At 70.5% G+C, this 21621-nt stretch carries 25 protein-coding genes and 1 tRNA gene; 11 read left to right on the forward strand and 15 right to left on the reverse strand.

Annotation, left to right across the window (positions count from 1 at the left end):
- Window positions 1-9 precede the first annotated feature (9 nt).
- The 4 genes from ACWCXB_RS18200 to ACWCXB_RS18215 all read right to left on the reverse strand — a co-directional run bounded on the left by ACWCXB_RS18200 (window position 10) and on the right by ACWCXB_RS18215 (window position 3741).
- On the reverse strand, window positions 10-1638 hold the full coding sequence (locus ACWCXB_RS18200; RefSeq protein ID WP_450723936.1) for an FAD-dependent monooxygenase: 1629 nt from the start codon (window positions 1636-1638) through the stop codon (window positions 10-12).
- A gap of 350 nt (window positions 1639-1988) precedes the next feature.
- Window positions 1989-2372, reverse strand: coding sequence for a hypothetical protein (locus ACWCXB_RS18205; RefSeq protein ID WP_450723938.1), 384 nt, complete (start codon window positions 2370-2372; stop codon window positions 1989-1991).
- Entirely contained in the window at window positions 2369-2845 is a 477-nt protein-coding gene (locus tag ACWCXB_RS18210) for an Asp23/Gls24 family envelope stress response protein (RefSeq protein ID WP_450723940.1), read from the reverse strand. Before ACWCXB_RS18210 ends, ACWCXB_RS18205 begins: the two co-directional genes overlap by 4 nt.
- Before the next feature lie 251 nt (window positions 2846-3096).
- Entirely contained in the window at window positions 3097-3741 is a 645-nt protein-coding gene (locus ACWCXB_RS18215; RefSeq protein WP_450723942.1) for an RNA polymerase sigma factor, read from the reverse strand.
- A 213-nt stretch (window positions 3742-3954) separates the two neighbouring features.
- Here ACWCXB_RS18215 and ACWCXB_RS18220 point away from each other — a divergent pair, with 213 nt between their 5' ends.
- The 6 genes from ACWCXB_RS18220 (at window position 3955) to ACWCXB_RS18245 (ending at window position 6874) form a co-directional block, all read left to right on the forward strand.
- Window positions 3955-4431, forward strand: a complete 477-nt coding sequence (locus ACWCXB_RS18220) for an Asp23/Gls24 family envelope stress response protein (RefSeq protein WP_450723944.1) — start codon at window positions 3955-3957, stop codon at window positions 4429-4431.
- Window positions 4432-4532: 101 nt separating this feature from the next.
- Window positions 4533-4700, forward strand: a complete 168-nt coding sequence (locus ACWCXB_RS18225) for a hypothetical protein (protein WP_450723946.1) — start codon at window positions 4533-4535, stop codon at window positions 4698-4700.
- Window positions 4697-5113, forward strand: a complete 417-nt coding sequence (locus tag ACWCXB_RS18230; protein WP_450723948.1) for an Asp23/Gls24 family envelope stress response protein — start codon at window positions 4697-4699, stop codon at window positions 5111-5113. The genes ACWCXB_RS18225 and ACWCXB_RS18230 overlap by 4 nt, the downstream gene beginning before the upstream one ends.
- 166 nt (window positions 5114-5279) lie before the next feature.
- Window positions 5280-5936 (forward strand): DUF6286 domain-containing protein, encoded by a 657-nt coding sequence (locus tag ACWCXB_RS18235; protein ID WP_450723950.1) that lies wholly within the window; start codon window positions 5280-5282, stop codon window positions 5934-5936.
- A gap of 10 nt (window positions 5937-5946) precedes the next feature.
- The gene (locus tag ACWCXB_RS18240; protein ID WP_450723952.1) at window positions 5947-6552 is read left to right on the forward strand and encodes an alkaline shock response membrane anchor protein AmaP; all 606 of its coding nucleotides are present in this window, start codon (window positions 5947-5949) and stop codon (window positions 6550-6552) included.
- Between the two features lie 139 nt (window positions 6553-6691).
- Window positions 6692-6874, forward strand: coding sequence for a hypothetical protein (locus tag ACWCXB_RS18245; protein WP_450723954.1), 183 nt, complete (start codon window positions 6692-6694; stop codon window positions 6872-6874).
- Between the two features lie 170 nt (window positions 6875-7044).
- Here the strand turns inward: ACWCXB_RS18245 and ACWCXB_RS18250 are convergent, their stop codons facing one another.
- From ACWCXB_RS18250 to ACWCXB_RS18260, 3 genes are all read right to left on the reverse strand, one after another.
- The gene (locus ACWCXB_RS18250) at window positions 7045-7986 is read right to left on the reverse strand and encodes a HEAT repeat domain-containing protein (protein WP_450723956.1); all 942 of its coding nucleotides are present in this window, start codon (window positions 7984-7986) and stop codon (window positions 7045-7047) included.
- 71 nt (window positions 7987-8057) lie between these two features.
- Entirely contained in the window at window positions 8058-9383 is a 1326-nt protein-coding gene (locus ACWCXB_RS18255; protein ID WP_450723958.1) for a PP2C family protein-serine/threonine phosphatase, read from the reverse strand.
- A gap of 197 nt (window positions 9384-9580) precedes the next feature.
- Window positions 9581-9706, reverse strand: coding sequence for a hypothetical protein (locus ACWCXB_RS18260; RefSeq protein WP_450723960.1), 126 nt, complete (start codon window positions 9704-9706; stop codon window positions 9581-9583).
- A 673-nt stretch (window positions 9707-10379) separates the two neighbouring features.
- Between ACWCXB_RS18260 and ACWCXB_RS18265 the strand changes: the two genes are divergently transcribed.
- A complete protein-coding gene (locus tag ACWCXB_RS18265) occupies window positions 10380-12146 on the forward strand; it encodes a serine/threonine-protein kinase (protein ID WP_450723962.1) in 1767 nt (588 codons plus the stop codon).
- Window positions 12147-12216: 70 nt separating this feature from the next.
- On the opposite strand, the gene ACWCXB_RS18270 is transcribed toward ACWCXB_RS18265, so the two are convergent.
- Together ACWCXB_RS18270 and ACWCXB_RS18275 are read right to left on the reverse strand one after the other, a co-directional pair.
- On the reverse strand, window positions 12217-12384 hold the full coding sequence (locus tag ACWCXB_RS18270) for a hypothetical protein (RefSeq protein ID WP_450723964.1): 168 nt from the start codon (window positions 12382-12384) through the stop codon (window positions 12217-12219).
- Window positions 12385-12701: 317 nt separating this feature from the next.
- Window positions 12702-12783 (reverse strand) — tRNA-Tyr (locus ACWCXB_RS18275).
- A 203-nt stretch (window positions 12784-12986) separates the two neighbouring features.
- Between ACWCXB_RS18275 and ACWCXB_RS18280 the strand changes: the two genes are divergently transcribed.
- The 3 genes from ACWCXB_RS18280 (at window position 12987) to ACWCXB_RS18290 (ending at window position 14836) form a co-directional block, all read left to right on the forward strand.
- Window positions 12987-13475 (forward strand): YajQ family cyclic di-GMP-binding protein, encoded by a 489-nt coding sequence (locus tag ACWCXB_RS18280; protein ID WP_450723966.1) that lies wholly within the window; start codon window positions 12987-12989, stop codon window positions 13473-13475.
- Between the two features lie 168 nt (window positions 13476-13643).
- Window positions 13644-14156 carry a methylated-DNA--[protein]-cysteine S-methyltransferase gene (locus ACWCXB_RS18285; protein ID WP_450723968.1) on the forward strand — a complete coding sequence of 171 codons (513 nt, stop codon included), beginning with the start codon at window positions 13644-13646 and terminating at the stop codon, window positions 14154-14156.
- A complete protein-coding gene (locus ACWCXB_RS18290; RefSeq protein ID WP_450723970.1) occupies window positions 14153-14836 on the forward strand; it encodes an alpha-ketoglutarate-dependent dioxygenase AlkB family protein in 684 nt (227 codons plus the stop codon). The genes ACWCXB_RS18285 and ACWCXB_RS18290 overlap by 4 nt, the downstream gene beginning before the upstream one ends.
- Before the next feature lie 19 nt (window positions 14837-14855).
- Here ACWCXB_RS18290 and ACWCXB_RS18295 read toward each other — a convergent pair whose 3' ends face one another.
- Complete coding sequence (locus ACWCXB_RS18295; RefSeq protein WP_262006772.1) at window positions 14856-15125, reverse strand: GlsB/YeaQ/YmgE family stress response membrane protein; 270 nt, start codon at window positions 15123-15125, stop codon at window positions 14856-14858.
- A 103-nt stretch (window positions 15126-15228) separates the two neighbouring features.
- On the opposite strand from ACWCXB_RS18295, the gene ACWCXB_RS18300 reads away from it, so the two are divergent.
- Window positions 15229-16476, forward strand: a complete 1248-nt coding sequence (locus ACWCXB_RS18300) for an APC family permease (protein WP_450723972.1) — start codon at window positions 15229-15231, stop codon at window positions 16474-16476.
- Window positions 16477-16521: 45 nt separating this feature from the next.
- On the opposite strand, the gene ACWCXB_RS18305 is transcribed toward ACWCXB_RS18300, so the two are convergent.
- The 5 genes from ACWCXB_RS18305 to ACWCXB_RS18325 form a co-directional block, all read right to left on the reverse strand.
- Window positions 16522-16914, reverse strand: a complete 393-nt coding sequence (locus ACWCXB_RS18305) for a YccF domain-containing protein (protein ID WP_450723974.1) — start codon at window positions 16912-16914, stop codon at window positions 16522-16524.
- The gene (htpX, locus tag ACWCXB_RS18310; RefSeq protein WP_450723976.1) at window positions 16911-17774 is read right to left on the reverse strand and encodes a zinc metalloprotease HtpX; all 864 of its coding nucleotides are present in this window, start codon (window positions 17772-17774) and stop codon (window positions 16911-16913) included. The genes ACWCXB_RS18305 and htpX overlap by 4 nt, the downstream gene beginning before the upstream one ends.
- A gap of 155 nt (window positions 17775-17929) precedes the next feature.
- Window positions 17930-18388 carry a large conductance mechanosensitive channel protein MscL gene (gene mscL / locus ACWCXB_RS18315; RefSeq protein ID WP_450723978.1) on the reverse strand — a complete coding sequence of 153 codons (459 nt, stop codon included), beginning with the start codon at window positions 18386-18388 and terminating at the stop codon, window positions 17930-17932.
- Window positions 18389-18501: 113 nt separating this feature from the next.
- Window positions 18502-20046, reverse strand: a complete 1545-nt coding sequence (locus tag ACWCXB_RS18320; protein WP_450723980.1) for an NADH-quinone oxidoreductase subunit N — start codon at window positions 20044-20046, stop codon at window positions 18502-18504.
- Window positions 20043-21620 carry an NADH-quinone oxidoreductase subunit M gene (locus ACWCXB_RS18325; RefSeq protein WP_450723982.1) on the reverse strand — a complete coding sequence of 526 codons (1578 nt, stop codon included), beginning with the start codon at window positions 21618-21620 and terminating at the stop codon, window positions 20043-20045. The genes ACWCXB_RS18320 and ACWCXB_RS18325 overlap by 4 nt, the downstream gene beginning before the upstream one ends.
- Window position 21621 lies beyond the last annotated feature (1 nt).

Consider the following 21621-nt stretch of genomic DNA (forward strand, 5'->3'; position numbering starts at 1 on the left):
GAAGACGGGTCAGGTGCGGAAGACGCCGGCGAGGTGAGCGGTCAGCTCCGGGATGGCCGCAGGGGTGAGCCGGGCGCCCAGGTAACCGTCGGGGCGCACCAGGAGCGCCGTGGGGCCGTCGACCTGGTAGACGCGCCGCAACTCTCCTCCGCTGTCACGGCAGACCGGCAGGTGCACCCCGTCGGCGCCCACGCCGGGGGCGAGGACGACACAGACGTCCACCTGCCCATGGGTCAGGTCCCTTGCCGTGGCTGCCAGTTCGTCGAACCCTGCCACCGGTTCCTCCGTGTCCGCGTAGAGCAGCAGCAGATGGCTGCGGTCGCGGAACAGGTCGTACAGGCGCAGGGGGAAGGTGGCGATCGTGCCGGTGAGGCCGCCGCAGTCGGGGGCCCGGTCGCCGGCGCCGGGGCCTGCCTGTCCCGGTGTGCCCGGGCCCACGATGGGGCTGTTCCGGTAGGCGACCAGGAGTTGGGCTTCCCGCATCATGATCGTCTCGGGTTCGTCCGGGTCTGCCTGGATGCCTTCGGCCGCGTGCCGGACGGTGCGGCCCACGACTTCCTCGCCGACGGGCCGGCGTTCGGCGTCGTAGCTGGCGAGCAGCCGGGGATGCGCGGTGCCGGCCACGGCGAGAGCCAGCTTCCAGGCCAGGTTGCAGGCGTCCTGGATCCCGGTGTTCATGCCCTGGGCGCCCGTCGGCGGGTGGATGTGCGCGGCGTCGCCTGCGACGAAGACCCGGCCGTCCGCGTAGCGGTCGACCATGCGGTGGCTGATGCGGAAGACGGAGGACCAGCGCATGGCCGAGGCGGTGGTCGGCTGCGGTGAGAGCCGGTCGAGGACCGCCTGTATGTGTTCGAGCCGGGGTGCGCGGCCGCCTTCCAGTCCGTGCGCGACCTCGTCCTGGCCGCCCTGCGCCTCCTGCCCCTCGGTGGAGAGCTCGGGCGGAACCAGCATGGACATGCGGTAGCGGCAACGTCCGGGCAGCGGGATGCAGACCAGGAGGTCGTCGGTGGTTCCGTCCTCGCCCCGGTGCATGGCACGTACGCCGTATCCCTGCGGCAGGCTCCAGTCGACCTCCACGTCCGCGAGCATGTACTCGTCGGGGAACGCGCCGCCTTCGAAGGTGAGCCCGAGCGTCTTGCGCACGATGCTGTGCGCTCCGTCGCAGCCGACGAGGAAGCGGGACCGGAGTTCCTGCCCCTCACCGGAGGATGTGGTGAGCCGGCTGAGCACCCCGTCGTTGTCCTGCGTGAACGACACCAGTTCGGTGCCGCGCTCGATCCGGGTTCCGAATCGGGTCAGGTGCTCCTCGATGATGCGCTCGGTCTCGTACTGAGGCAGGGCGGCGAAACCGTAGGGGACGTCGGGCGGAAGCCGGAGGTCGATGCGTCCCTGTTCGACGCCGTTGACGTACAGCAGCTGCCCGCGCATCGGCACGGCAGCTTCCAGGGCGGCGCGCACCAGGCCCATCCGGTCCCAGACCTCCAGGGTTCTGGGCTGGATGCCCACGGCCTTCGCGTACGGCAGCCGGGCGGGGAGCTTGTCGATGATGCGGCAGTCGACGCCATATCGCCGGAGCTCCGCGGCCGCGGTCAGCCCGACCGGGCCGGCGCCCACGATCAGTACGTCTGTGTGCACCACTGGCGTCTCCCGCCGAGAGCCCCCTGTGCGGACAGGCCCCGAGCCTGCATCCGGCGTACGCGCGAGGCGCGCCGTGTGCCGCGCCTCGCTCCTCCATCGTGGCCCGGTGGGGCATCTCCAGCGACCGGGGCGCCTGCGCCCCCACGACAGGTCGCGTCACCCGCCCCTCCTGTTGCGCGCAGTTCGGATCAGCCGGTGATTCTCACGATCCACCAGGAAAGAACCGTCGCCTCCCAGCCGAGGCCACTGTCCGCTCCGGCTGTCACCGGCCGCTCCCCAGTCGCAGGACGCGACGGCTGGGACGGTTTCGCGGCCGGCGCTCCCCGGGGCGTGCAGCCGGGGCCATCCGGTCACTGCGCGGCGTGTGCGGTGATGCCGGTGACGCCGGTGACGGTGACCGTCACGGCGACCGCCCCAGGCGTGCCGTGCGCAGCGAGAAGGGCGGCCACGGCCGAGCTCGCCTCGTCGTGGACTTCCCGCGCGATGTCCACGACACGGTGCCCCTCGCCCAGGATGCAGCGCACCTCCACGTGCCAGCCGGAATCGTCGGCCGCGGGTTCGGCACGGACGCCCGAGCCGGGCCGGGAGAGGCTTGCCGCGTCCGGCCATACCCGCGCGACTGCCCCGGCCAGGCGGCCGGCGAGGGTGGGCTGCAGGGACACCACTCCTGGGACCGCGAGCGCGGCCTCGGCGGCGGCCTGACGGACGGCGGCGGCGGCGTCGCCCGAGGTCACGGCGTTCCCTCCTGCCTGTCCCGCTCGGCGTCCGTCGTGCAGGGCTGCTCGGAGAGCGGGCCCAGCACGTCGAGCACCTCAAGATCGATTGCCGCCACGGCAAGGCCGAGGCTCAGGGCTGCGGCTTCCCCGACCAGGGAACGCACCAGATCGGCCGTCTCGGTCAGCGGGCGGCTGAGGTCCACGGCGAGTGTCATGGCCACATGCACGCCGGTGTCGGCGCCGGTGGGCGTCAGACGGCAACTCGCCGCGCCGGCACCGGCCACCGTGTCCGCGGCCTGCCGCAAAACCTTCGCGGCCGTCGTTTCCGCGATGTACAGATCACGTACCGGATCGTCCATCGGCAGCAGCCGGCCGAGCCTCACCTCCGCTCGCACGATGTCCATGACGCGGTCGACAAGCGTGTGTGCGCTGGGCGGTTCCTGCGCGCGCAGGGCTCGGGTCGCCTCGTCGAGCGCCGACAGCCCGGCCACGGCATCACGGCAGTACGGGCAGCGGGCGGTGTGGGGATCGGCGACGGGCCCGGCGTCGCGGGTCTGCTCCCAGGCGTGACGAAGCGGGCGCCCGCAGGTCAAGAGCTCGTCGCCGGTGAGTCGGGAGACGCTTTCCAAGACCGCGCCTGCGGTGGGCTGCTGCGGGCGCCGTCCGACGGCGCCCGCGGGCCGAGTGCCCGCGGACCGAGTGCCCCCGTACCGAGTGCCCGCGGACCGAGGGCGACGGTCGTCTAGCGCCATGATTTCAGCGCCTCCTTCAGGTACCGGCGCGCTCGATACAGTCTCCCGCGCACCGTCTGCTCGCTGGTGCCCGTCACGCGGGCGATCTCTTCGTAGGCGAGCCCGTGCAGTTCCCGCAGGATCCAGCATGCCCGTTGCTCGGCGTCCAGGGCGGCGAGCGCGTTCGTCAGGGCGCCCGTGAGTGCGTCCTGTTCCGCGAGGCCGCTCGGGGAGCTGCCCGTTCCGGCGGCGGGCTCGGCGACGGTGGTCAGCGGGAGCGTCGGCCTGCGGTGGCGCCGCGCGTTGAGGCAGCGATTGACGGTGATGCGGTACATCCAGGTCCTGAACGCCGCTGTGTGCCGGAAGTCCGGCAAACGCTGCCAGGCGCTGACGAAGGCGTCCTGCACGGCGTCTTCGGCGTCCTGGACGTTGCCGAGCATGCGAAAGGCCAGGGCGAGCAGTGAGGGACTGTGGCGCCGCACCAGCAGGGCGAACGCTTCCGCGTCTCCTTCACCGGCCCGTACGGCCAACAGATCGTCGGGTATGCGCAGGGGGCTGTTCGCCACCGTCCCGTCGCGGTGCCCGGGCGCCGTGACAGCTTCGCGGAGAGGGAGATCGGCCGGTTGCGGGGGGGAAAGCCGAGCGCACTTGATCATGGTCGCTCCACCTCCTTCGGACGCCTCCAGCACCGTCGCGTCCGATGCCGCGCGTCTCGCGTCTCGCGTGTCGTGCTGCGCGTGTCGTGCTGCGCGTGCCCGCATCAGCGCACGTGATGCATGTCTGTGCCGCGTGAGGATTGCCGTCGGCGTGTGTCCAATCCTTCGAGGGCACCACGGCGATGCCCGCATCAAACGATCGAGGCGAGTGCCATGACGGAAACCACCGACCGCCCCACGGGCGGTGACCAGAACCAGGGAGGAATCCTGCAGGGCCGGCCCGGCCCCGGGACGTCGCCCGAGACGCGCGGGAAGACCACCATCGCCGACGGCGTGGTGGCGAAGATCGCCGGGATGGCAGCTCGCGAGGTACCCGGTGTCCACAGTCTCGGCGCCGGGATGGCACGGGCGCTCGGCGCTGTGCGCGACCGCGTCCCCGGCGGTGGGGCGTCCGGTGTCACACGCGGTGTGAAGGCCGAGGTCGGCGAACGCCAGGCGGCCCTCGACCTGGACGTCGTGGTCGAGTACGGGTACTCGATCGTCGAAGTCGCCGGCGACGTGCGCGTCAACGTGATCTCCGCCGTGGAGAGGATGACCGGCCTGGAGGTGGTCGAGGTGAACCTGGTCGTCGGCGACGTGCACCTGCCCGAGGAGGAAGAGTCCGAGCCGGCCGGGAGCCGCGTGACATGACCGGCCGCAGCGGACTGCCCCGGCGCGGTGGAGCGGTGGTCGTACCCCGCACAGTTGCACAACAGATGGGCCCCCGCACGACAGGATGGGGTGAGTAAGTGATGAACGCAGCGACACTGGGGCTGCTGGCGGGGATCGCCCTCGGCTTCGCCGGCTTCTTCGGCGGCTTCTGGGCCTTCCTCCTGGTGCTGGTCCTGGGCGCGGCGGGACTGTTGGCCGGTCTCTCCGTACAGGGCGACGTGGACTTCTTCTCACGGCGGCAGCGGTGAGCACCAACGCCACCCAGGCCGACTCCCACGGAGCCGAGGCGGGACGGCACACCAGTGCCCCGCCGCTTCCGCCCGCCGCCGAGCGCGGCGCCACCGTGATCTCCGAGAGGGCCGTGACCCGTGTCGCCGCCAAGGCGGCGCGTACGGCACTCAGCCGGCAGATCGGCGGGCCGCTCTCCCGTCGGGGCCTGACCGAGCCCGACGTCTCCGCCAGCACACACGGCCAGAGCACACGGCTCGCCCTGACTCTGGATATGCCCTACCCCGCCGACCTTGTCGGAGCCTGCCGCCGGCTGAGCAGCGAGATCGCCGACGACGTAGCCGGACTGACGGGCCTTCACGTGAGCGAGGTGACCCTGACCGTCCGACGGCTGGTGCATGCCGGCGGCCCGCGCCGCCGACGTGTCCAGTGACCCCCACTGCTCCCGAACGACCTGCCGCACCGGGCCGTCCCCGGTACCGGCCACCGGCCGCTCATGAAGGGTGGGCACCATGACTTCCTCCCCGAGCCCCTCATCCCCGAGCTCGTCATCCCCGGGCTCGTCATCCCCGAGCCCCGAGCGGACCGTGCTTTCCGGCATGGCGCCACCAGACAGGACGAGGGGCGATCCTGGCCCGCCGGCGGCGCAGGCCCCGGCGCCGAACGCCATCGCGGACGACGGCCGCACGCAGCGATCACATCGCCCCTGGTCCGCCCGTCGGGTCCCGGCGGCGGTGGTCGCCCTCCTGACGTTCTGCGCCGCGGGCACAGCGCTGTACGACGTGGTCGCGGTGCGCGTCGGGCGTGAGGCGGGAGCATGGCGCAAGCACCTCGCCGACGAGTTCGCCACCCGCCCGCTCGACGACGTCTGGATGCTCACCGGCGCCGCGGTCGCCACGGTCGCCGGCCTGTGGCTGCTCACCCTGGCTCTCACCCCCGGCCTTCGCCACCAGCTACCGCTGCGCGCACCGAACGCCTGTGCACCGCTGCGCGTATCGCTGGACCGCGACGGCGCCGCCGTGCTGCTGCGCGATGCCGCCATGCGTGTCCCAGGCGTCGCCCGTGCCCGGGTCCGGGTGCGGCGCCATCGCGTCAAGGCCCGGGCGGACGTCCGCTTCCGCGAGTCGTCCCAGGTCCAGGAGGACCTCTACGCCCTCCTGCGCGAGGAGTGCGACCGCCTCGCCCTCTCGCGTCCGCCAAGACTGGTGGTACGCGTACGGCGAAGCACTCGCTCGCTTATGCCTGTCCGGTCTTGAGGAGCACGCCATGGAACCCCGATCGGCGCTGAACCGCCTCCTGCTGGGCCTCTTCGGCCTCGTACTGCTCGGCGGCGGCCTCCTGGTACTCACCCCCGGCCTGGACCTGTACCGGCGCCGGCACCTCACGCCGCCCGTCGGCTGGCCCCTGACCACGCCGAACGACGTCCTGCTCAACGCCGCCGACCGGGCCCGCTGGAGCAGCCAGGGATGGTGGTGGCCCATGGTCATCGCGACCCTCGCACTCGTCGCGCTACTCGCCTTGGCCTGGCTGGTCGCGCAACTGCGCCGGCATCACCCCGGCGCCATGCCTCTGGGCGGCACGCCCCCGCACGAAGGCGTCGAACTACGCGACCGGGCCCTCAGTGACGCCATCGCCGCCGAGGCAGGCGACCTCCCCGACGTCCGGCGGGCCACGGCTCGCATCACCGGTTCCGCAGGCCATCCCCAGCTCCACGTGAACCTCACCCTCACTCCGCACGGCGCCCCGGTCTCCGTTCTCCACGACCTCTGCAGCGGCCCGCTGGAAGACGCACGCCGATCCTGTGGCTGGCAGAGCCTGCCCACCGAAGCACGCCTGAACGTCACCGGCCACAAGCCCCGCCGCGCGGAGTAAGCGGCACCGCGCCGGTACGTGAAACTGACACGGCGGCTTTACCGACCCCGTGACACGAGCCTCCCGTCGCACGCCGAGCTACGAGGACGAGTCATGAAGGGGCAGACTCCCGTTATCGGATGGAGGGTGCCGGTGGACCGTGGATCTGGAGAGCATCGCGCAGGAGCTGTACGGACTGCCGCCGGAGGAGTTCATCGACGCCCGTGCCCGGCGTGCGGCCGCAGCCCGCAGGGCGAATGACCGGTCCCTGACCAACCAGATCACCGCGCTACGCCGGCCGTCCCGTCAGCGACGATGCCCATGGCCTCCGGGCGCCTGGTGAGGCCTCTTGTCCCGTTGGATTTCCCGCGTCCGTCGTAGCCGGTACACCGACCCCTCCCCGCGGCCGCACAGCCGACGGTGCCTGAGCATGCCGCCGCTGAAGAGCGCACGCCTCCGGCCGCCAAAGCGCAGCTGCGCGCACCTCCACTTGGGACGAGGGTAGTGCTGTGTTCAGCGGTCGCGGCGTGGCGTGAGCCGACGTGCGTTGGCCGCTTGCTCGCGGACGTACGGGTCCGGGTCCGCTCCAAGTCGGTCAAGCACCTTCGAGCTCGCAAGATCGCCGGGCTCCGGGGCAGGGAACCGCCCCAGTGCGATGGCGACCCAGGCGCGGACGAGAGGGCTGCTGTCGTCCGCGAGGAGACGGATCTTCGGCAAGGTCTCAGGTCGCTGGAGGAAGCCCAGGGAGCTGAGGGTGGAGACCCGTACCTGTGTGGATGGGTCGTCCAGCAGGCTCATCAGCAGGTCGACGGCCGCCGGGTTCGTATCGTGACTGCCGAGCGTGCCCACAACCGCGGTCCGGATCCGCTCGTCCGAATCTTGGGCAGCGCGGGTCAGCAGGGTCAGGTCAGCGGGGTCAGGTACGAAGCCGAGCAGCCAGATCGCCGCCCTGCGCAGATCCTGGTCGGGGTCATCGGTCCACGGCACGAGGATGCCGCGCGCGGTGGCCGGGTCCTCCTGCGCGAACACGTAGAGCGTCGTCGAGAGGGAATCCTGGTCGTCGCCGAGATCACGGCAGAAGGCGCGCAACAGGGCGGCCAGGGACGTGCGGCCGGCTGTTTCGGCCAGGATTCCGGCGAGCACGGCACGGGCATACCAGTTCCCTGCTTCCACCGCGGCTGCCAGGTGCTCCTCCAGCCGCGGGATCAGGTCCGGCTCCCGGGCGGCGATGAGGTCCCCCTCCACCTCCGCCAAGGCGTCGAGGTCACAGTCCGGGTCCGCGAGCCCAGCCGCGAGTTCGTCAAGGCGCACGGTGAGGTCGCTTACTGATTCCTGGTCGTCCACTCCGCCCCCCTCGCCGCTTTCCGGACCATATCGAGTCCCCCGGCCGGCTGCCGGTCGAGCCTGATCCAAAGACAGGTTGGTGAGCGCAGGTCGCGCGGGCCCGCCGTCCACACCTCGTCCACGGCTGCCCCGGACAGGCATGCCGGCTCCACCTGGGCCTCTCGATCGCATCGGCGGAAGGGCTACGTCGGCAGGGGTGTGCGCAGGGCGAGGATGGCCATGTCGTCGTGGCCGTCGCTGGGATGGTGGTCGACAAGGGCCTGGCAGAGGTCGTTCAGGGACAGGTCGCCGTGGGTGGCCGCGGTTTGGGCGAGGGCGTCGAGGCTGGTGTCGATGGGGTGCTGGGGGTGCTCGATCAGTCCGTCGGTGAAGAAGACCACGGTGGAGCCGGTGGAGAGTGGGTGGGTGTGGTCAGGGCGGGGTTGGTCGGCGTCCACTCCGAGGGGGATCCCGGGATCGGCATGCAGGTACTTCGGCCGCCGACCGGGGGTGATGAGCAGGGGCGGGAGGTGGCCTGCGGTGCTCCAGCGCAGGTTCCAGGTGGAGCCTTCGGGTTCGATGCGGGCCAGGCAGGCGGTGGTGACGGGGTTGTCGGTGATGGCGTGCAGAGTGTGGTCAAGCTGGGTGAGGACTGCGCTGGGCGGGGTGCGGCGGTCGTAGAACAGGGCGCGCAGCATGTTGCGGGTCTGGGCCATGGCCGCCGCAGCTTTCAGGTCGTGGCCGCAGACGTCGCCGATGACGGCTGCGCACGCCCGGTCCGGGAGCAGAAACGCGTCGTACCAGTCACCGCCGACCTGTGCCGGGGTGGTCGCCGGCCGGTAGATGGCGGCGCCCTCATACGGTCGCAGGTCGGACAGCGTCGGCAGCAGCAGACGCTGGAACAGCTCACTGCCTGCCCGGGCATGCTCGAACAGGCGCGCGTTTTCGATGGCCACTCCGGCGGCCCCGGCAAGTGCACAGACGATGTTCTCGTCGTACGCATCGAAGGGCTTCCCGTCACGCCGGTCGGCCAAGTAAAGGTCCCCGTAGACCTCGCCCCGGACGCTGATCGCCACCCCGAGAAGGCTGCGCATCGGCGGGTGACCGGGTGGGAACCCTGCGGAATGCGGATGCGAGGAAATCTCCTGTACCCGGAGCGGTTCGGGACGGCGGATCAGGGTCCCCAGCAGACCCCGCCCGCGCGGAAACTCGACACCGCCCAGGTCGGCCCGTTCCTGCTCGCTCAGCCCCACGGGAATGAAGTGCGCAAGGCTCTTGCCCTCCTCATCGAGGACGCCCAGCGCACCATAGCGGGCCTGGACCAGGTCCATGGCAGCCCTGACGATCCGGTCCAGCACCACTGGCAGCTCCAACTCCCGGCTGACTGCCATGACCGCGTCCAGCAGCGCCTGCAACCGGTCCCTGGTCCGGGCCAGCCCCCGGAGCTGCGCGGAGATCTGGTCGAGGTGGTCGTCCAGGAAGCCATGCAGGTCAGAAATGTTCGGAGGTTGCGGTTGATCACGTTCCATGGGCGCTCCCGACGCCGCCGCACAGCCGTCCTACGTGGCGGGCGTGCATTACTCACCCTCACCCACCGGCATGGCGACCCCACACAGGTCACACCGCTCGGGCTGAGCCTGTCCCGAACCGCCGACATTCGGTTCACTATCGGTCATCCCTCCTGTCTATCGCCTCGAGCCGGCCACCGCCCCTTGACGCTCCGGGATCAGAAACAGGCCTGCTGCTCGCGGTGTGCGATCTGCTCGCGGACCCGAGCCGACGTGATGATCAGGAAGGTCTCCTGCACGCGAAGACGCTCCAAGTCGGGCGGCAGATCAGAGGATGCGGACATGACAGCCTGTTCGCTCAGGCCAGACGGCAGGAACGCCGGCGCCGACCGCTGCGCGCGATGACTCCGCGCTCCTCCAGCCGCCCCACCTGGGGGCATTCTTCGGGTGCATCCACTACGCCGCTTCACGGCCCGGCGAGACGGTCGGGCTGCGGGCCCAGGACTGCGACCTTCCGCGGCGCCCTAGCATGCTTGGCTTGCGGTTCAGTCGCCCGAGTGGCCCCAGAAGTGGATCTCTTTGGGGCTCGTCGTCGTGCAGCACTGCGCATCGTCCGATCCATCGTGACCGGGGGAAGACATCGAAATCCTTGACGTGCGCACGGGTCAACTTGTCTGCCCCCAGCAGCTTGCGTGCTTCCTCGGCCGTTACGGGTCTCACGGTGTTGTAGTCCGAGGCGTCGTCAGGTCCCACGACGCGGAAGATGTCGAGGATCGAGTGGGTGCCGGCCTCCTTGGCCCCCTTCCTGTTTCCCTTGGACGGCGGAAGTTGGCACCCGGCTCTGACATCTGACGCCAGCCGAGACGCACGGCCCGGGACGCTGTGCCCGCCATGGGCGACAACCCTGATGGGCAGCCACATACCTGCGCACGGCCGCCGGCTTCCCCTCACGCCCCTGCATCTACCCTGGAGGACTCGGATTGATGGTTCACGAACAACGATGGAACGGAGCGTGCGGTGACCGCGGGGGAAGCGCATGGCGGAGAGCTGACGGGCAAGGTACTCGGCGGGCGTTACCGGGTGACCTCCATGATCGGGCGCGGCGGCATGGGAGTGGTCGCCCGGGCGGTGGACGAACTCCTGAACCGAGAGGTCGCCGTCAAGGTCCTGCGGGCTTTCACCGACGCCTCCGCAGCCGAACTGGCCGACCTGCGGACCCGGATGCAGCGGGAGGCGCAGGCCGCCGCCCGTATCCGGCACAGCGGCGTGGTCACCGTGCACGACGTGACCGAGGAGCAGGGCCTCCCGGTCATCGTCATGGAACTCGTCGACGGGCCCTCGCTCGACGACGTGCTGATGGAGCGCGGCACACTGGAGCCGCACGAAGCCGCCGCGATCGGCGCCAAGCTGATGGACGCGCTCGACGCCGCGCACCGGGCCGGCGTACTCCACCGGGACGTCAAGCCGGGAAACGTGCTGATCGAGCACGGCGGCAGGGTTGTGCTCACCGATTTCGGCATCGCCAGCATGGAAGCCTCCGGCGACGACGCCATGGCCAAGCTGACCCAGAGCGGTCAACTCGTCGGTTCCCTCGACTATTTGCCGCCGGAGCGCGCGCAGGGCAGGGAGCCCGGTCCCGCGTCGGACATCTGGTCGCTCGGCATGACGCTCTACGCGGCCGTGGAGGGCACTTCGCCGTTCCGCCGCACGTCCGCGTGGTCCACCCTGTCGGCGATCGTCACCGAGCCCCTGCCGGAGCCCCGCCGGGCGGGACCGCTCACGCCGGTGCTCCAGGCGCTGATGGCGAAGGAGCCGGAGAACCGGCCCACCGCGGAACAGGCGCGCGGCATGCTGGAGCGCGTCGCCTCGGGCGGGACGGTGCACCTCGCATCCGCCGCTCCGACGCCGACACCCGCTCCCGCTCCCGCTCCCACGGTGGGTCCCGGGGCTGCGGCCGCCGCCGCACCGGCCCCCGGGTTCGGTCCCCCGCTGTTCCCCCAGCCCACCCCGCAGCCTCAGCCTCAGCCTCCGCACGCCGGCTACGCGCAGCCCGACCTGCCGCCGACGCTGCCGCAACACGGCGCGCCGGTCGCGGGCCACGCCGGAGTCCCCGCTCCCGAGACGAGCCGGACGGCAGCCCGTCGCGCACGGCGCCGCAGCAACCGCACCGTCGTCGCGGCAGCGGCCGCCGTCGTTCTCCTCGCCGCAGGCGGCGGCATCACCTACGCCCTGACGTCCCAACAGGGCGGCACGACCACGGACGGCGCACAGGCGAAGCCGCCCGGCGTCGGCTCCCCCACGGACGGCCCCTGGCCGACCGGGGGCAGCACCCCGTCGTCCGCCGGTTCTCCCGGCGCGTCCTCGAAGCCGTCGACCTCGGAGGAGCCGGACGGTCACGAGGACGAGGAGCTGGGCCCCACGAAGAAGCCCGGCGTCGAAGGCGACAAGCCGACCGAGAGCCCGTCGGCCTCCCCAGAGACCAAGCCCAGCCCGACGGTGAAGGAGCCCACCCCGGTGTCGACGGCCTGCACCGGCTGGGGCCACGAGAACCGCAGCGACGGCTACGGCTACCTGGCCGAGACGTCCCACCTCTACACCGGGCCGTACGCGGAATGCCAGTACGTGACCGTGGTCAAGACCGGTGTGAAGCTCTACTACCACTGCTTCATCACCAACGCCTACGGCAACAAGTGGATCTACGCCCGTATCGATGGGACGAACACCGAAGGCTGGGCCCACAGCACCAAACTCACCAAGGAGAGCGGCACCCTGCCCCGCTGCTAGGCGTTCCCAACCAGTGCTGTACAGGGGCGCAAGCCGCCACGTGGTAGCCCCGCGACGGCCCGGGACCGCTTCAGAGGCGGTCTTTGGCGGCCCGCACCAGCTGGCTGATGCCGTCCCGCGTGCGGGTTCTGCGCTTGTCGAATTCTGACCTGCTGTCTGTCGTGTGCACGCCCGTGATCTCGGTGAGCAAGGCTTCCCCCGTACGGCTCAGCTCGTCATCGTCAGTGAGCATCTGCATGCGAAAGGGCGCCTCCTGGGCCGGGAGCATCGGCGAGCGAAGCAAGCCCTTGATGAGGTAGGGAAAATCCCGTCGCTCTCGGCCGACAGCCTGCTGTGGTGGCCAACCAGGCGCGACGCTTCCGGCTCGGCTCGGAGCCGCCTCCCTCAGCACTTGGCCCGCGTATGGCCCGCACACGCTGGTCAGCGCCCGGGTCCGGGCGGCACAGAGTGAGACAGGCCACCCAGTTTCGATTCCGCTCGAAAGATCGCCCACGAGCAACGAGAAGACCCCCGCCGTCCTGCGTTTCCGCAGGTCAACGGGGGTCTCACATCGCGTGGCGGCGCCAGGATTCGAACCTGGGTAGGCTAAGCCGACGGATTTACAGTCCGCTCCCATTGGCCACTCGGGCACACCGCCATGGGATCGCTGCCAAGGCGGCCGCTTTTCGGCGGTGCTCCGTGGCAACGACGTAAACGATACCTGATGCTCGGGGGTGCTTCGCCACTGGATTGATCAGCGCCTCGGCGGGGCCCGGGTGACTAGGCTTGCCACAGCGGTCCGGGAGTCCGGCCGTCTGTCCACGCACCCGATTCGCCACCGACTTCAAGGAGCCACAGCACATGGCCGACTCCAGTTTCGACATCGTCTCGAAGGTCGAGCGGCAGGAGATCGACAACGCCCTCAACCAGGCCGCCAAGGAGATCTCGCAGCGCTACGACTTCAAGAACGTCGGCGCCTCGATCTCGTGGTCCGGCGAGAAGATCCTGATGCAGGCGAACTCCGAGGAGCGCGTCAATGCCATCCTCGACGTCTTCCAGACCAAGCTGATCAAGCGCGGCATCTCGCTGAAGGCGCTGGACGCGGGCGAGCCGCAGCTCTCCGGCAAGGAGTACAAGATCTTCGCCTCGATCGAGGAGGGCATCTCCCAGGAGAACGCCAAGAAGGTCGCGAAGATCATCCGCGATGAGGGCCCGAAGGGCGTCAAGGCGCAGGTGCAGGGTGATGAGCTGCGGGTCAGCTCGAAGAACCGCGACGACCTGCAGGCCGTGATCGCGCTGCTGAAGGGCAAGGACTTCGACTTCGCGCTGCAGTTCGTGAACTACCGCTGAATCGACCTGCAGGCGGTTCCCGGCACTCGGGGGCGGACGTGGCCAGGGCGGCCGCGCCGCCCCCGCCGCATGCGATGTCCGAATACCGCCAGCCCGGCGCGGGGCCGCGGGAGCAGACTCGTCACCGCAAGGAACTCCACGGTACGAGGAGAGGAAGGGGGCAGAGCCATGACGGTGTACGCGACGGTCGACAGCCCGCTGGGTGAGCTGCTGTTGGTCGGCGAGGAGTCCGTCACCGCCCAGGGCGGTACGGCGCTCGCGTCGCTCTCCGTGCCGGGGCAGAAGGGCGCGGCGGTCATCCAGGAGGGCTGGCGTCACGACCCGAAGGCGTTCGAGGAGATCGCCGAGCAGCTGCGGGCGTATTTCGCCGGGGAGCTGACGCGCTTCTCGATCGAGTACGCCGAGCGGGGCGGCGGGAGCACCGACTTCCAGCGGCGCGTCTGGCGGGCGCTGGAGGAGATTCCGTACGGGGAGACGGTGACGTACGGACAGATCGCCGAGCGGGTCGGCTCCGCGGGTGCCGGCGTACGGGCCGTCGGCACCGCGATCGGGCGGAACCCGCTGCTGGTCGTGCGACCGTGCCATCGGGTGATCGGCGCCGACGGCAAGATGCGCGGCTACGCGGGCGGGCTGGAGCGCAAGGAGCGGCTGCTCGGCCTGGAAGGCGCGCTGGTGTCGTGACTGCCGGGCTCTTCCCGAGGGAGCGGGCGGTCGTGGCGCCCGGGGCGGTGCATGTCCCCGGGTGGCTGACGGTCGGGCGGCAGCGGGAACTCGTCGACGCCTGCCGGGACTGGGCCCGCGGGCCGGTGCCCATCCGGCACACCCGGCTGCCGCGCGGCGGGAGGATGTCCGTCCGGACGGTGTGCGTGGGCTGGCACTGGCAGCCCTACCGCTACACGCGCACAGCCGACGACGTCAACGGCGCACACGTCGCCGAATTCCCGGACTGGCTCGTGAGGTTGGGGCGCGAGGCGCTCGACGCGGCGTACGGGGACGACGAGATGGCCGACGCGGTCGGCGGCACGGCGGGTGAGCCGTACACACCGGACACCGCGCTCATCAACTTCTATGACGGCGACGCGAAGATGGGCATGCACCAGGACAAGGACGAGCGGTCGGGTGCCCCGGTGGTGTCGCTGAGCATCGGCGACACGTGCGTCTTCCGCTTCGGGAACACCGAGACCAGGGGGCGTCCCTGCACGGATGTGGAGCTGGCGTCCGGGGACCTCTTCGTCTTCGGTGGGGCGTCCCGCTTCGCGTACCACGGTGTGCCGAAGGTGTACCCGGGCACGGCCGATCCTGCGCTGGGCCTGACCGGCCGGTTGAACATCACCCTGCGCGAGACCGGTCTCCGGGACTGACCAGGGCCGACGTGGCGGCCTAACGCGAGCGCGAATGGCCGAACAGGATCCGGTACGCGATCAGCAGAACGAGCGCGCCGCCGATGGCGGACACCCACGTGGCACCGTCGTAGAAGTCCTTGGTGATCGGCCGGTCCAGCCAGCGGGACGATATCCAGCCGCCGATGAACGCACCGGCGATACCGATCAGCGTCGTGCCGATCAGACCGCCCGGGTCGCGGCCGGGAAGAAGGATCTTGGCTATCACCCCGGCGAGCAGCCCGAGGATGATCCAGCTGATGATGCCCATGGCCGTGACCTGCCTTTCTTTGTGCGCAATTTCTCGTTCGATGCTGTTCTCACAGACGACCGGCGAGCGGGGCGCGGTTGCGCCGGTCAGTAGGGTGCGGCTCATGACTCAGGAACTGCGGCGGTCGCTCGGGGTCTTCGACGCCGTCCTCATCGGGCTGGGCTCGATGGTCGGGGCGGGTGTCTTCGTCGCACTGGCGCCCGCGGCCGGGGCCGCCGGCTCCGGGCCGCTCCTGCTCGTGGGGCTCGGGCTGGCCGCGGTTGTGGCGTACTGCAACGCGATGGCGTCGGCACGGCTCGCGGCCCGCTACCCCACGTCGGGCGGTACCTATGTGTACGGGCGGGAGAGGCTCGGCCCGTTCTGGGGCTATCTGGCGGGCTGGGGTTTCGTCGTCGGCAAGACCGCGTCGTGCGCGGCGATGGCGCTGACCGTCGGCGCATACGTCTGGCCGGGGCAGGCGCATGCGGTCGCGGTCGCCGCGGTGGTGGCGCTGACTGCCGTGAACTACGGGGGCGTTCAGAAGTCGGCGTGGCTGACCCGGGCGATCGTGGCGGTCGTGCTCGCGGTCCTGGCGGCGGTGGTCGTCTCCTGTCTCGTGTCGTCGTCTGCGGATTGGGGGCGGCTGGAGGCGGGCGGCTCCGGCAGCGGGGCGGGCGGTGGGCTGCAGGCGGCCGGGCTGCTGTTCTTCGCGTTCGCCGGGTACGCGCGGATCGCCACCCTCGGCGAGGAGGTCAGGGACCCGGCCCGAACGATCCCGCGGGCGATTCCGCTGGCGCTCGGGATCGCGCTGGTCGTGTATGTATGTGTCGCGGTGGCGGTCCTTTCCGTGCTGGGGGCGGGCGAGCTGGGTCGGACGACGGCTCCGCTGGCGGATGCCGTCCGGGCGGCCGGGGCGGAGTGGCTGACCCCGGTGGTGCGGGTCGGCGCGGCGGTGGCCGCGCTCGGCTCGCTGCTGGCGCTGATCCTCGGCGTCTCACGCACGACGCTGGCGATGGCCCGGGACGGCCACCTCCCGCGTACGCTCGCGGCCGTCCACCCCCGCTTCCAGGTGCCGCACCACGCGGAACTGGCGGTGGGCGCGGTGGTGGCCGTGGTCGCGGCGACGGCCGACGTGCGGGGCGCGATCGGCTTCTCTTCGTTCGGCGTGCTCGTGTACTACGCCATTGCCAACGCCTCGGCCTGGACGCTCAGTTCCAGGTGGCGAGTTCTCGCCGGATGCGGGCTTGCGGGGTGCCTGGCGCTGGCGTTCGCCCTGCCGCTGTCCTCGGTGGTGTCGGGTGCGGCGGTACTGGCGGCGGGCGCGGCGACGTACGCAGTCCGGGTGCGGGTGCGGGCGCGCGCCGACCGCTAGGCCTGCCCCGACTTCGTCGGCCGAGCGCGTACGTCGGGCAGTGGACTACCGCGTCGCGAAAGGCTCGTCCGTCGGGACGATCTCCTTGCCGAGCGGCAGCAGCGAGACCGGGATCAGCTTGAAGTTCGCGATCCCCAGCGGGATGCCGATGATCGTGACGCAGAGCGCGATGCCCGTGAAAATGTGGCCGAGCGCCAGCCACCAGCCCGCGAGAACCAGCCACAGCACATTGCCGACGCAGGAAGGCGCGCCCGCGTCCCGCCGGTCGACCACCGTGTAGCCGAACGGCCAGAGCGCGTAGATACCGATGCGGAACGCGGCCAGGCCGAAGGGGATGCCGATGATCGTGATGCACAGGAGCACACCGGCCAGCAGATAGCCGAGGAACATCCAGAAGCCGCACAGGATGAGCCATATGACGTTCAGGATGGTCTTCATGATCGGCGACCTGCCATCTGCTCGAGTCGGGCGATGCGCTCGGGCATCGGAGGGTGCGTGGAGAACAGCTTGGAGAAGCCCTGGCCCGGGCGGAACGGATTCGCGATCATCATATGGCTCGCGGTCTCGATCTTCGGCTCGGGCGGCAGGGGCAGTTGCTTCGTGCCCGCGTCCAGCTTGCGCAGGGCGCTGGCGAGGGCGAGCGGGTCGCCGGTGAGCCGGGCGCCGGACGCATCCGCCTCGTACTCGCGGTTGCGGCTGATGGCCAGCTGGATCACGGAGGCCGCGAGGGGGCCCAAGATCATGATCAGGAGCATGCCCAGCAGACCGGGGCCCTCGTCGTCGTCCGAGCGGCCGATCGGGATCAGCCAGGCGAAGTTGACCAGGAACATGATCACGGAGGCGAGGGCTCCGGCGACCGACGAGATGAGGATGTCCCGGTTGTAGACATGGCTCAGCTCATGGCCGATGACGCCGCGCAGCTCCCGCTCGTCGAGTATCCGGAGGATGCCTTCGGTGCAGCAGACCGCCGCGTTGCGCGGATTGCGCCCCGTGGCAAAGGCGTTCGGCGCCTGGGTCGGCGAGATGTACAGCCGGGGCATCGGCTGACGGGCCTGGGTGGAGAGCTCCCTCACCATCCGGTACAGGGCCGGCGCCTCGAATTCGCTGACAGGGCGGGCGCGCATGGCACGCAGCGCCAGCTTGTCGCTGTTCCAGTACGCGTACGCGTTCGTCCCGAGCGCCACGACGACGGCGACGATCAGGCCCGTACGGCCGAAGAGACTGCCGATGACGATGATGAGGGCGGACAGTCCCCCGAGGAGAACAGCGGTCCTCAACCCGTTGTGCCGGCGGTGCACGGTACGCCCTCCAAGTGGTGCGGCAGGGGAACCCTCTGCTGGTCGTGGTCCGCTCTCCAGTGGACCCTCCCGTACTGGTCAACGCCAGGCGAGAGCCGCGGGTTCCCCCGCCCCTCCAGGTGGGGGGTTGGGCCGTTCGGGTGATGCGAGGCGGGTCAGCGCTGGGCGGGCAGCAGCCCGGCCCTCTCCAGTGCCTCGGCGACCGGCTCGACCTCGCTGGTGCAGTGCGCGCAGCGGCTGGCGATCGCGGGGATCTCGCTGTAGCAGCGGGGGCAGTCACGGAGGGCCGCCTTGATGCTGACGGGCTCGTCCTTGGTGAAGCGGCTCTGCACCTTCATCATCGGGACGACGACGAGGAAGTAGAGCACCGCGGCCGTGATCAGAAAGGCGATCGCCGCGCTGACGAAGAGTCCGTACGGGAACGTGACGTCGTCGACGCTGAACGTGGCCTTGCCGAAGTCGCCGGTACCGCGGGTGGCGAGGCCGATCAGCGGGGTGATGAAGGCGTTGCTGAACCCGGTGACGACCGCGGTGAAGGCGGAACCGATCGCCAGACCGATCGCCATCGAGATCACGTTTCCGCGAAGAATGAAGTCCTTGAACCCGCTCAGCACCGCTGGCTCTCCTCAGTGTCTTGCCGATGTCAGATCCGCTGAACACCGTTCCCTGTAGCTGAACACCGTGCCCTGTAGGGGCACGGCGTGTCGAACCGCCAGGTCGGAACGGATCAGAAGAGGCTGACCGCCGCGAAACGCAGCACCAGCTGGGGCCAGCCGGACAGCAGGATGCCCGCTACGGCCGTGATCGCGATCGTCGCGGTGACCAGGGCCGGCGCCCTGTGCCGCTCCGGAGCGGCTTCCGCTGCCGCCTCGGGCGCGCCCTCGGGTGCCCGGAAGAGGAGGGCCGTCCACTGCAGGTAGTAGTAGAGCGCGATCACGACGTTGGCGCCCATGACGACCGCGAGCCATCCCAGACCCGCGTCGACGGCTGCGGAGAAGACGGTGACCTTCGCGAAGAGCCCGATGATGCCGGGCGGCAGGCCGGCCAGGCAGAGCAGGAAGAAGCCCATCACCAAGGCGGTCACCGGACGGGTCGCGTACAGACCGCGGTAGTCGGCGATCCTGTTCAGCGGCTTGGTACGGGCGACGAGCGCGACCACGGCGAAGGCACCGAGGTTGACGATGGCGTACATCAGTGCGTACGCGACCGTGGAGCCGATCTGGTCGTCACTGGAGTACGCGGCGGCCGCGATCGGCACCAGGATGTAGCCGGCCTGCGCGACCGACGACCAGGCGAGGAGCCTGACCGCGCTGAACGCGCGCGTGGCCGACTGGCGTACAGCCGCCACATTGCCCGCGGTCATCGTGAGAGCCGCGAGAATGGCCATGGCCGGGCCCCAGACGTCCGCGTACGCGGGGAAGGCGACGACGGTCACCAGGATGAGCCCGGAGAAGCCGACCGCCTTGCCGACGACGGAGAGGTACGCGGCCACGGGCAGCGGCGCGCCCACATAGGTGTCGGGCACCCAGAAGTGGAACGGGACGGCGGCCGTCTTGAAGGCGAAGCCGACGAGGGTGAGCGCGACGCCCACCTGGGCGAGGGTCTCCAGCTGACCCGGGACGTCGTCCAGCCGTGTGGCGATCTGGGTGAGGTGCAGGGTGCCGGTCGACGCGTACACGAAGCTCACGCCGAGCAGCATCACGGCGGTGGCGGTCACCGAGGAGAGGAAGAACTTCAGCGCCGACTCGCTCGACATCCGGTCGCCGCGCCGCATGCCCACCAGGGCGAATGCGGGCAGCGAGGCCACTTCGAGGGCGACGACGAGCGTGGCCAGGTCCCGCGAGGCGGGCAGCAGCGCGGCTCCAGCGGCCGAGGACAGCAGCAGGAACCAGTACTCGCCGGCCGGCAGCCGGTCCTTGGTCTCCGTGACCGAGAGCAGCGCCGTGAGCAGTGCGCCGCCGAGCACCAGGAACTGGATGACCAGCGCGAAGTGGTCCGCCGTGTAGCTGCAGGCGTCCGGGGCCGTGGTGAGGCAGAAGGTGGAGCGGTCGCCCTTGCGCAGCGGGGCGAGGGAGAGCACCGACAGGGCGAGACCGGCGATGGCCGCGTAGCCGAGGAGCGGCTTGTGCCGTTCCGGTACGAAGAGGTCGGCGACCAGGATGAGCATGCCGACCAGCGCGGCGATGGTGGGCGGGGCGATCGCGAGCCAGTCGACGGACTGGACGACGGGCGCGGACAGGCTCTGGGTGGCGGCGGTGGCCAGGGGGGTCATGCCTTTCCTCCTGCGAGGAGCTTCTGCACGGCCGGGTCGGTGAGACCGAGGAGGACCGCGGGCCACAGTCCGGCGAGGACGGTGAGGGCGACGAGCGGCGTCCAGGCGGCGAACTCGTACCCCTGGACATCGGCGATCTTCACCTCGCCGGTCGGCCTTTCGCCGCCCATGCACACGCGTCGGACGACGACGAGGAGGTACGCGGCCGTCAGCAGCGTGCCGAGGCCGCCGATCGCCATGAAGGTCAGGAAGGCCGGGCGGCTGAGGCCGGCGGCGGGTTCGAAGGCGCCGAACAGGGCAAGCATCTCCCCCCAGAACCCGGCGAGGCCGGGCAGGCCGAGCGAGGCGACCGCGGAGAACGCGAGCAGTCCGCCGAAGTGCGGGGCGCGGCCGTACAGCGCGGCGCCGGTCTGCTGGGCCAGGGCGTCGAGGTCCGTGGTCCCGGTGCGGTCCTTCAGCGCTCCGACCAGGAAGAAGAGCAGGCCGGTGATGAGGCCGTGCGCGATGTTGGCGAACAGCGCGCCGTTGACGCCGGTCGGGGTCATGGTCGCGATGCCGAGGAGCACGAAGCCCATGTGGCCGACGGAGGAGTACGCGATCAGGCGCTTGAGGTCGCCCTTCGAGCCCGGCCTGGCGAGGGCGAGGCAGGCGAGCGATCCGTAGATGATCCCGGCGACGGCGAAGGCCGCGAGATACGGGGCGAAGACCTGCATGCCGTCGGGCGCAATCGGCAGGATGATCCGGACGAATCCGTACGTACCCATCTTCAGCAGGACGCCGGCGAGGAGCACCGAGCCGACCGTCGGGGCTGCGGTGTGGGCATCCGGGAGCCAGCTGTGCAGCGGCCACATCGGGGTCTTCACGGCGAGGCCGATCCCGATCGCGAGAACGGCGATGACCTGCACGGATGTGCTCAGTCCCCGGCCGTTGTCAGTGGCGAGTGCCACCATGTCGAAGGTGCCGGCCTTGACTCCGACGAGGAGCAGGCCGAGCAGCATGACGACCGAACCGAGCAACGTGTAGAGGATGAACTTCCAGGCCGCGGCCCGGCGCCCCTCGCCGCCCCAGCGGGCGATGAGGAAGTACATCGGGACGAGGACGATCTCGAAGGCCAGGAAGAAGAGCAGCAGGTCGAGGACGGCGAAGGTGGCGAGGGTGCCGGACTCGAGGACGAGCAGCAGGGCGACGAAGGCCTTCGGGGACGGGCCCGCGGGCATCTTGTAGTAGCTGTACAGCGCGCAGAGGAAGGTCAGCAGCGCGGTCAGGACCAGAAGGGGGAGGGAAATGCCGTCGGTGCCGAGGTGGATCCGCACGTCCAGTGCCGGGATCCAGCTGATGTCCGTCGTGGCCTGCATCTTCGACGGCTGGTCGTGGTCGAAGCCGAGCGCGAGGACGATCGCGGCGGCGAGGACCGCGCCGGTGACGGTCACTCCGTGGCGGAGCACGGCCTGGTCCGGGGACTTCCCCTTCAGCCCGGGCGGGGCGGGCAGGAGAGCCGCGGCGGCGCCGATGAGCGGGCCGACGACGATGAACGCGAGAAGGAACTGCATCACGGATTCGCTGATATCGATCACG

This window comes from Streptomyces sp. NPDC001514, from assembly GCF_053597075.1.

Bases quoted from the DNA above. Each gene is read 5' to 3' on its own strand.
- ACWCXB_RS18215 (WP_450723942.1), bottom strand. From the start codon at position 3,741: ATGATCAAGTGCGCTCGGCTTTCCCCCCCGCAACCGGCCGATCTCCCT.
- ACWCXB_RS18220 (WP_450723944.1), top strand. From the start codon at position 3,955: ATGACGGAAACCACCGACCGCCCCACGGGCGGTGACCAGAACCAGGGA.
- ACWCXB_RS18225 (WP_450723946.1), top strand. From the start codon at position 4,533: ATGAACGCAGCGACACTGGGGCTGCTGGCGGGGATCGCCCTCGGCTTC.
- ACWCXB_RS18235 (WP_450723950.1), top strand. From the start codon at position 5,280: ATGGCGCCACCAGACAGGACGAGGGGCGATCCTGGCCCGCCGGCGGCG.
- ACWCXB_RS18240 (WP_450723952.1), top strand. From the start codon at position 5,947: ATGGAACCCCGATCGGCGCTGAACCGCCTCCTGCTGGGCCTCTTCGGC.
- ACWCXB_RS18255 (WP_450723958.1), bottom strand. From the start codon at position 9,383: ATGGAACGTGATCAACCGCAACCTCCGAACATTTCTGACCTGCATGGC.
- ACWCXB_RS18260 (WP_450723960.1), bottom strand. From the start codon at position 9,706: ATGTCCGCATCCTCTGATCTGCCGCCCGACTTGGAGCGTCTTCGCGTG.
- ACWCXB_RS18270 (WP_450723964.1), bottom strand. From the start codon at position 12,384: ATGCAGATGCTCACTGACGATGACGAGCTGAGCCGTACGGGGGAAGCC.
- ACWCXB_RS18280 (WP_450723966.1), top strand. From the start codon at position 12,987: ATGGCCGACTCCAGTTTCGACATCGTCTCGAAGGTCGAGCGGCAGGAG.
- ACWCXB_RS18285 (WP_450723968.1), top strand. From the start codon at position 13,644: ATGACGGTGTACGCGACGGTCGACAGCCCGCTGGGTGAGCTGCTGTTG.
- ACWCXB_RS18295 (WP_262006772.1), bottom strand. From the start codon at position 15,125: ATGGGCATCATCAGCTGGATCATCCTCGGGCTGCTCGCCGGGGTGATA.
- ACWCXB_RS18300 (WP_450723972.1), top strand. From the start codon at position 15,229: ATGACTCAGGAACTGCGGCGGTCGCTCGGGGTCTTCGACGCCGTCCTC.
- ACWCXB_RS18305 (WP_450723974.1), bottom strand. From the start codon at position 16,914: ATGAAGACCATCCTGAACGTCATATGGCTCATCCTGTGCGGCTTCTGG.
- ACWCXB_RS18320 (WP_450723980.1), bottom strand. From the start codon at position 20,046: ATGACCCCCCTGGCCACCGCCGCCACCCAGAGCCTGTCCGCGCCCGTC.